The sequence below is a fragment of the uncultured Gimesia sp. genome, assembly GCF_937910335.1.
Lineage (GTDB): Bacteria > Planctomycetota > Planctomycetia > Planctomycetales > Planctomycetaceae > Gimesia.
On the sequence record NZ_CALEMX010000357.1, the window covers coordinates 1 to 8,613 of the forward strand.

The window sequence follows — 8,613 nt, forward strand, 5'->3', positions numbered from 1 at the left end:
AGACACGCGAAGCAGCGCGGATGGCGAAATGCAAAAATAATCTCAGGCAGATTGTCCTGGCCTGCCACATGTATGCTGACTCCAATGGTGGATTTTGGCCAAGGGCTGCCGCTGATCAACATGTTGGCTTTGGTGGTAAAAAACGCTGGCACGGAGAACGGACGACAACGGATGGAACCACCAAGTTTCAGCCACATCTGGGACCGCTGGCTCCCTTTCTGGAACAGAACGCAGGAATTAAAAAATGTCCATCCTTTGGTAACTTTTCTGCACATGGAAGTGTTTCAAATGCCTTCGAAGGAGGCACGGGCGGCTACGGTTACAACCAGACTTATCTCGGCGGAACTTCCTGGAAGAATCCTTATCCTCTGAGCCATATGGTTGCTACAAACATGCGTGAGATTGAAAGCCTGGCCCGCACAGTGGCATTTTCTGATTCTGCATTAGCACAAGGATTCCCCAGTCTGCATATCATTGAATATGGATTTATCGAACCCCCATTCTTCATCGATAACTGGACCCCCACTTATCAGGAATCACCCTGGCGCCCTGATCCTTCGATTCATTTTCGACACACGGGAGCCGTGGCGAACATTGGCTGGGCTGATGGGAGAGTAACAACCACTCGCATCTCAGGCACTGGCACCTCAGCATATGGTGGAGACCCCAAAAAGTTCAACATTGGCTGGTTCGGTCCGATGGACAGTAACGTTCTCTTCAGTAATAAAGACAAACTTGAATCCGAGATGGGAGGCGTTCATTAATGATCGACACTCTTTTAAAAAGAATCGCTCATTTGTTTCCAGTCGTTTGCTTGATGATGTCCCAAAGCTGCGCGGAAGAACAGCCCACCGTGCCACCCCCTTCTGCCGAATATGTCGTGACAGTAGATGGCCACGGAGAACCCGATAATATTTTGTTGGAACAGTTCTTCAAACAGAAAGAACATGCTGCAGGGGTTAAAATCCTGGTCATTGACAAAAAAAGCAAGGCCTCGAAATTGATTACCCCAGCCAAATTGTTAGCGCAGAATCCTAATGCGGGTCCCTATTTAATATTCAAGCATGATGACCCGCTACGCCCGTTTGATGATTTGCCTCGTTAGTGACATTTTTATGAACTCTGGAATCACACCATGCATCGACTTATTTCTATTGTAAGTTTTTTATTGTTGAGTCTGCTCGTATCGCAACTTGAGGCACAAACGGTCTCAACAATCGCAGGAACAGGAAAAAAAGGGCATTCCGGTGATGATGGACCGGCAGTGGAAGCGATGGTCGGGGAGCCTTATGGTCTGACACTTGGTCCCGATGGTGCGCTGTATGTCTGTGAAATCAAAAGCCATGTCATACGACGTATTGATGAAAAAAACGGGAAAATCTCAACGGTTGCCGGCTCTGGTCAAAAAGGCTACAGCGGAGATGGTGGACCTGCTCTCGCGGCCAAACTCAATGAACCTTATGAAGTCCGTTTTGATCAGGCAGGCAATATGTACTTCGTTGAAATGGTGAATAACATTATCCGTCGCGTTGATGCCAGAACAGGTAAGATCGAAACTGTCGCAGGCACTGGGAAAAAAGGATTCTCTGGAGATGGAGGCCCCGCGACCAAAGCGACTTTCTCTCGACCTCACTCAATTGCACTGGATAAAAATGACAATTTGTATATCTGCGATATTGGCAACCACCGCATTCGTCGTGTCGATTTAAAAACAGGAATCGTGACCACGTTTTCTGGAACGGGCGAGCGCAAAGCGACGCCTGATGGGGCGACAGTCTCAGACACACCTCTCAACGGACCTCGTGCATTGGACTTCTTTCAAGAAGGTCCGGGAAAAGGGGCTTTGTACCTCGCGCTGAGAGAAGGAAATATGGTGTATCGTATTGATTTGGATAAAGAGACTTTACATCACATCGCGGGGACTGGTAAAAAAGGATACAAGGGGCACGCGGGACCGGCAAAAACAGCAACGCTGTCAGGACCCAAAGGAATTTCCGTCGCCCCAAATGGAGATATTTATCTGGCCGACACCGAAAGCCACACGATTCGCGTGATTCGAAAAGAGAACGGTATCATCGAAACGGCTGTGGGAGATGGCAAAAAAGGGGATGGCCCCGATGGAGACCCCGCCAACTGTCGTATGGCGCGACCGCATGGTGTTTATGTTGGGCCGCAGGGAAATGTCTATATTGGTGACAGTGAAACTTTTCGCGTTCGCAAATTAATTACAGGACAACATAAATGAACATCGAACATGCATATCATCGCCGCTTGAGCTATCTCTCTCTCATGACACTCCTGTTCCTGCTCGCAGGTTCCATCGAGCTTTCTGCCGGTGAAACATGGGAGCGCCAACAACTGGATGCCGCGTTCCGTTCCGAAGGTTCTGCCGCAGCCGACGTAAATAAAGATGGCAAAATGGATGTGATCGCCGGCGATGTCTGGTACGAAGCACCAGACTGGAAAATGCATGAAGTTCGCAAACCTGGAAAATTTGTCGCTGGAGTAGGATATAGTGACAGTTTTTGCAACTTTGCTTACGACATCAATCAGGATGGTTGGACCGATTTCATTTATGTCAGCTTCCCCGGCAAAGAATTTTACTGGTACGAAAACCCAAAAAATAAATCGGGCCATTGGAAAGAACATCTGATCTGGCACAGCATCTGTAACGAAACCCCCAAATTTACAGATCTGAATGGCGATGGGAAACCGGAATTGATTTTTGGATCACAGCCGGAAAAGCAGATGGGCTATTTAGAAATCCCTTCACCCGAACTGGCCACCAAAAAATGGGATTTCATACCCATCAGCAAACCCGGCGATCCAATGAAAAACGGAACATTCAAATATTATCATGGCCTGGGAGTTGGTGATTTTAACAATGATGGTCGCCAGGATGTTCTCATTCCTGATGGATGGTGGGAAGGGCCTAAAGTTCTAGGGGAAGGTCTCTGGAAATTTCATCCATTTACATTGAGCGTAAGCGGTGCAGCTCCCGCTGAGAAGATGGCCGACCTGTATGTGGAAGACCTTGATCAGGATGGCGACAACGATATTATTGGCAGTTCTGCACATGCGTTTGGCGTCTGGTGGTTCGAGAATGTTTCTGAAGCTGGTAAACCGAAGTTCAAAGGCCATTTAATCGACAAAAGTTATTCTCAAACTCACGCCATGCACTTTCTTGATATGAATGGAGACGGACAGCGAGACATGGTCACCGGCAAACGCTTCTTTGCCCACAATGGTAAAGATCCCGGAGGCAAAGATCCCGTTGTCATGTACTGGTATGAAATCAAACGGAGTAAGAACAAGGTCCCTCAAATCATTCCACACAAAATCGATGCCGGCAACGATACCGGCGTGGGAACTCAATTTTCGATGGCCGACATGAACGGCGATGGCCGACCCGATATTGTGCTCTCCAACAAAAAAGGCGTGAACGTTCTAATACAGAAATGAAATCCGTTCTGCTACCGCTTGTTTTGTTTTCGTTCGTCCAATACTCGCTGGTAGATTTCACGAATTTGACGGGTCATCGTTTCGTGACGAAACTGATCGGTAAAGCGAGCGCGTCCCGTCTGGCCATATCGTTCGCGCTTTTCCGGATCTGAAGCCAACTCAATTAACGCCTGTGATAACGGCTCAATCGATTCCGATGGCAGCAGATAGCCGGTCTCTTCAGGGATCACCACTTCCCGCGCACCATCAATGTCATATGAGACCACAGGCTTTCCAGCAATCAATCCTTGTGGGAGCACACGGGCCAATCCTTCCCAGACACTGGTATGCACGACAATATCCATTGCATGAATTAACTCGGGCACTCGTTCGGGTGGCACGAGACCTGTGAATATAAAATGTTCTGACAGCCCCAGTTCATTAATACGTTCTTCGAATTCTGCTTTGAGGATTCCATCACCTACCAGTAAAAAGCGAACCTGTGGTTCAGCTTCGACAACCCGTTTGGCCGCTTCGATCAGATATTTATGGCCTTTTAAATGAAACAGCCGTGCTACTTTGCCAATGACAATGTGATGCGGTTCGATCCCCCATTCCTTGCGGACTTCTAACGGGAGACGAGGTGGCGTAAGAAACGGCTCTACTTCCATTCCACTGTAAACGGTGTCACAGCGGTCTTTGGTCGTAATGCCGGCAGCCACGTATTGATGGGTCATGGCATCGCAGACACTGATGAGTCGATCACAGCGCCGGGCCGCCCATTTCTCGGCTGCAATATAAGCGCGATAATGTAACGGAGATTGCCCGAAATGAAAGGCGGCACCATGAATGGTATGCACGGTGGGAATCTTCAACTTCCAGGCAGCAGCACGTCCCAGAATCCCCGCTTTGGAACTATGAGTGTGAACCAGGTCGGGTTGGAAATCACGCAGTTCCGCGATGATTTCCCGATACGCGCGCCACTCGTTAAACGGGCTGATGCTACGGGTGAGATGAGGAATGATCCGCAAATCCATCCCCCCCTGCTCGGCACGCGGAATTAAAGTTCCTTCCGGGCCAGTCGTAGGCCCTGTCATTAATAAAACTTCATCCTGATAGTCTCGATACTGATCTTCTACCGTGAAGAGCGTATTTTGCTGTGCGCCGCCAATGATCATGCGTGTGATTACATGTGCGACTCTCACTCGGTCACCGCTCTCTGGTTTTCCTGCCTGAGGAAGTCAATAATCAAAATCAGCATGACGTTCATTGTCTTATCGATTAGAATCCCTTTTCGTTACTCAGCTGGAGGTGGAGGTGGTGGCGTTGCTGATTGAAAATAACCCGCCAACTGTGGTACTTGTCCCGCGGGCATCCAACCAGGTAACCCGGCAGACCAGACCTGTGAGGCATCCGTAATTTGACCGCTGGCAACACCCTGTGAGAGTTGCGCGAGCGAAAATGGTCCCTGCGTCTGACCATTCTCGGCAACATGCCAGGCCGCTGGTGGCGGAGGTGGCGGCACCATTCCCGGCGCTCCCATTCCGGGAGACTGCACCATGCGGTTGGCCATGGCAAAGCCCATACCCAATCCCATACCTTCGGCAGCACCTCCACCGGAAGGGTTTTCGGCGGCGGAGAGCATGGCTTGACCCATCTGATATTGCTGGAACTGATTCATGTCGCCGATCACGCCCATACTGGTCCGCGTATCCAGGGCTTTTTCCACACTTTCTGGAAGGGAGATATTCACAATCAGTAACTGCGGTGTTTCCAGACCATATTCATCATCGATCCGTTCGTTGACGGTTTTCTTCAGCTCAGTCGAAATTTCCGTATACTTGGAAGCAAGATCCAGTGCGGCATATTGCGATTCACCAATCAAATCAGCAAAAGAACTGATAATGATCGATCGTAACAGTTCATTGATCTCATCAGAATGAAACTCGGAATTCGTTCCCACGAGTTCTCTGACAAGGATACTCGGATCATTGGCTTTGAGTGAATAACTTCCGAACGCACGCAACCGGATAGGTCCGAACTCCGGATCGCGGAGCATGATCGGATTGGGAGTTCCCCATTTCAGGTCCGTGATCTGTGTGGTATTCACAAAATAGACTTCAGAACGAAACGGGCTGTTGAAACCATGCTTCCATCCCTGAAGCGTTCCTAAAATCGGCAGGTTATCGGTCGTAAGCTGATAATTGCCCGGCTCAAAGACATCGGCGACTTTCCCACGATGCACGAACAGAGCCATCTGACCTGGTCGTACAATTAATTGTGCACCATTCTTGATTTCATTCTGATACCGGGGAAATCGCCAGGTGAGAACATGCTTTGAATCATCGATCCACTCAATAATATCAACCAGTTCGGCCCGTAATTTATCCATCCAGAATCCCATGTTGATTTCCCTTATTCTTAATACTGTTTCTTGAAGGTGGTTCTGTGTGAATGGCCCTCATCTGAAACGCTGGCATTGAAATGGCCTGTGTGTTGATTGTAACCCTCTCCAAAGTTCACTCGCAATCATAGAAATTACAGAGCCACTGAATATTTTCAAATCAGTCTGGTTTTCTATGCTTGAAGTTTACTGATTTCCCCTTCAGGTACACACAACCCACCTGATGGGATGACAAAATAGCCCTGTTCTGAAAACGTATTAAAGCCTGGCCCGGATTAAAAGAACCCATCAGAATCAAGGTAAACTCAAATAAAAGGGTGTTATTACTCGGGGATGAGCAAATGACTACACGTACACCTTGTTGAATATCTGAAAATTGCTGTTGACCTGTTTTCTTGAAAGTTTTACATTTCCCGCGCTCTAATGGTAGAGCTTGAGACAAGGAAGTTTCGTAAATCTTCTGACGACTAAGTATCAACGTGATTGGTGACGCTGGAACAGCCTGATTCAGGTTAGAACCAGAAACCCTTTCAACGATCCAGGACCCAAAGGATCGCTTGAAACCAGACTGATAAGCTGGTGGGGCTGAAATCAGACAATCACATGATCCCCTCGCGTCGGATACAAAACATGGAGATTTTAAGCAATGGGCGAACCAACCCCAAACCCGCATGCGACCAAACCAAAGACGAACTTGAAACGAAAAATACTCTTTTTCGCAGCCGGTACAGGACTGGTTCTTACTGCTGGCGTTTTCTTCTTTCAGACATTCAATGCTAAAGATGGCTCTGCTGGCGAGCAGAAAGAAGCCGGAAAGGTACGCATTTCCGGAAATCAACCAAGCCTCCGCAGCCAACCTGTGGCAAAAGTGGGCAGTGTTGTCATCAGTGAAGATGAGTTGGCCCGCGAATGCGTGGCTTTATACGGACCAGAGGTTCTGGAAAATGTCGTGAACCGGGCGATCATCCAGCAGGCCTGCCAGAAAGCGGGCGTGGCTGTAGAACAGGCTGAAGTACACGCAGAAGTAGAAAAGATTGCCAAACGCTTCAATCTGGATACCAAGACCTGGTATGACATGTTGCTGGCAGAACGGAAGATGAATCCTCAGCAGTACCGTCGGAATGTAATCTGGCCGATGCTGGCTTTACGAAAACTGGCCGGTCAAAAGACCAGTTTGTCTCAGAAACAAGTCCAACAAGCATTTGCTCGCGATTATGGTCCTCGTGTCAAAGCTCGATTGATCATGATGGATAACCTGAACCGGGCTCAGAAAGTCTGGGATGATGTGAAACGAAAACCTGCCGAATTTGAACGTTTTGCGCGTGATTTATCCATCGAGCCAAACAGTCGTGCGCTGGGTGGAGCCATTCAGCCGATTCCCCAATACTCTGATAATGAGAGTCTTTGGAAAGCAGCCTTCAAGTTGAAAGAAGGAGAGATTTCCGGAATCATCCAGATTGGCCCTAGCCGCTATGCGATTCTGCTCTGTGAAGGCCGGACTGATCCCGTTGTTACCGATCTCAGCGAAGTGCAGAATCAACTGGTAGAACAGTTAACTGAAGAACAAACACAGGAAGCGGTTGCCCTCGTCTTTAAGAAGCTGAAAGAGGATACCCGTGTAGACAATTACATTACGGGCACGACAACCGGTGGTGTGTCTCAAACTTCGGGTACCAATTTCTCCAAAGGTCAGGTGAATAGAGCGATTCCTAATCCCACGCAGGGATTTAACCGGCCGCCTAAATAGTACTTATTCTCAATAACTTGAGAACCAGACAGCCAAAACGTGTGTCAGTCCTGATTTACTGACACACGTTTTTTTATGTTCTGAATCATCTGGGAAAAATTACTGGTATTCCTCAGGCGCATTTTTCGGTGTGATCGCGTAAAATGGTAATTGTTCCAAAATAGTCTTCAGTCAAATCGAATGATCATTGAGCCTGAAGGTCTCTGAAAATAATGGTTACCCAAATTCCTTGTTAAACGGGCAGTGTTACAATTATGCGTGGCGAATCGGAAGTTCCCTCTTCAGACGATGGCTTTACCATCCCGGTTTCTGAGAGAGTCAAACGTTTACCCCCTTATCTCTTCGGAAAAATTAACAAACTGAAGTACGAGAAGCGCGTGGCGGGCGTTGATGTGATTGATCTGGGAATGGGCAACCCGACTGACCCACCAGATCCTCTGATTGTAGAGAAGATGACAGAAGCGGTCGCAGATCCACGAAATCATCGCTACTCAGTTGCTAACGGCATTGCCAATCTGAGAAAAGAAGTGACGGCCCGCTACTGGAAACGTTATGGTGTCCGCCTTGATCCAGACTCCGAAGTCGTAACCTGCATCGGTTCCAAAGAAGGCTTCAGCCATATGTGCCTGGCGTTGATGGGCCCGGGTGATACCGCCATCGTTCCCTCCCCTTCTTTTCCGGTTCACGTTTATGCTGTGATGCTGGCTGCCGGAAATGTCATCGAACTCGATTGTCGTCAACCAGATCAGTTTCTATCTAATATCGCATTCACCTGTGAGCACCTTTATCCAAAGCCACGCGTGGTGGTAGTCAATTTCCCTCATAACCCCAGTGCCACTGTGATCGAGCAGGACTTTTATGTGGAGCTGGTCCGGCTAGCTCGAAAATATTCGTTTCTTGTGATTAGCGATTTCGCCTACGCGGATATCTGCTTTGATGGTTACAAAGCCCCCAGTTTTCTGGCCACTCCCGGCGCAATCGATGTAGGTGTGGAATTTACCACGATGAGTAAAGGCTACAG

Annotated in this window: 8 protein-coding genes; 6 read left to right on the forward strand and 2 right to left on the reverse strand. The window is 48.4% G+C overall.

All coding sequences use genetic code 11. The features are described 5' to 3' along the window. The 4 genes from Q0668_RS14420 to Q0668_RS14435 form a co-directional block, all read left to right on the forward strand. A partial coding sequence (locus Q0668_RS14420; protein WP_298865882.1) for a DUF1559 domain-containing protein occupies nt 1–764 on the forward strand: 764 nt, incomplete at its 5' end. After that, on the forward strand, nt 764–1,105 hold the full coding sequence (locus Q0668_RS14425) for a hypothetical protein (protein WP_298865884.1): 342 nt from the start codon (nt 764–766) through the stop codon (nt 1,103–1,105). The genes Q0668_RS14420 and Q0668_RS14425, both read left to right, overlap by 1 nt. Nucleotides 1,106–1,135: 30 nt before the next feature. Beyond that, nucleotides 1,136–2,245 (forward strand): hypothetical protein, encoded by a 1,110-nt coding sequence (locus Q0668_RS14430; RefSeq protein ID WP_298865885.1) that lies wholly within the window; start codon nt 1,136–1,138, stop codon nt 2,243–2,245. Next, the gene (locus tag Q0668_RS14435; protein WP_298865887.1) at nt 2,242–3,462 is read left to right on the forward strand and encodes a VCBS repeat-containing protein; all 1,221 of its coding nucleotides are present in this window, start codon (nt 2,242–2,244) and stop codon (nt 3,460–3,462) included. The genes Q0668_RS14430 and Q0668_RS14435 overlap by 4 nt, the downstream gene beginning before the upstream one ends. 11 nt (nt 3,463–3,473) lie before the next feature. Here Q0668_RS14435 and Q0668_RS14440 read toward each other — a convergent pair whose 3' ends face one another. Further along, complete coding sequence (locus Q0668_RS14440) at nt 3,474–4,646, reverse strand: glycosyltransferase family 4 protein (protein WP_298865889.1); 1,173 nt, start codon at nt 4,644–4,646, stop codon at nt 3,474–3,476. 92 nt (nt 4,647–4,738) lie between these two features. After that, entirely contained in the window at nt 4,739–5,845 is a 1,107-nt protein-coding gene (locus Q0668_RS14445; protein ID WP_298865890.1) for an SPFH domain-containing protein, read from the reverse strand. Between the two features lie 646 nt (nt 5,846–6,491). On the opposite strand from Q0668_RS14445, the gene Q0668_RS14450 reads away from it, so the two are divergent. Further along, nucleotides 6,492–7,592, forward strand: a complete 1,101-nt coding sequence (locus Q0668_RS14450; RefSeq protein ID WP_298865892.1) for a SurA N-terminal domain-containing protein — start codon at nt 6,492–6,494, stop codon at nt 7,590–7,592. 254 nt (nt 7,593–7,846) lie between these two features. Further along, the coding region (locus Q0668_RS14455; protein WP_298865894.1) for an aminotransferase class I/II-fold pyridoxal phosphate-dependent enzyme at nt 7,847–8,613 on the forward strand (767 nt) is incomplete at its 3' end.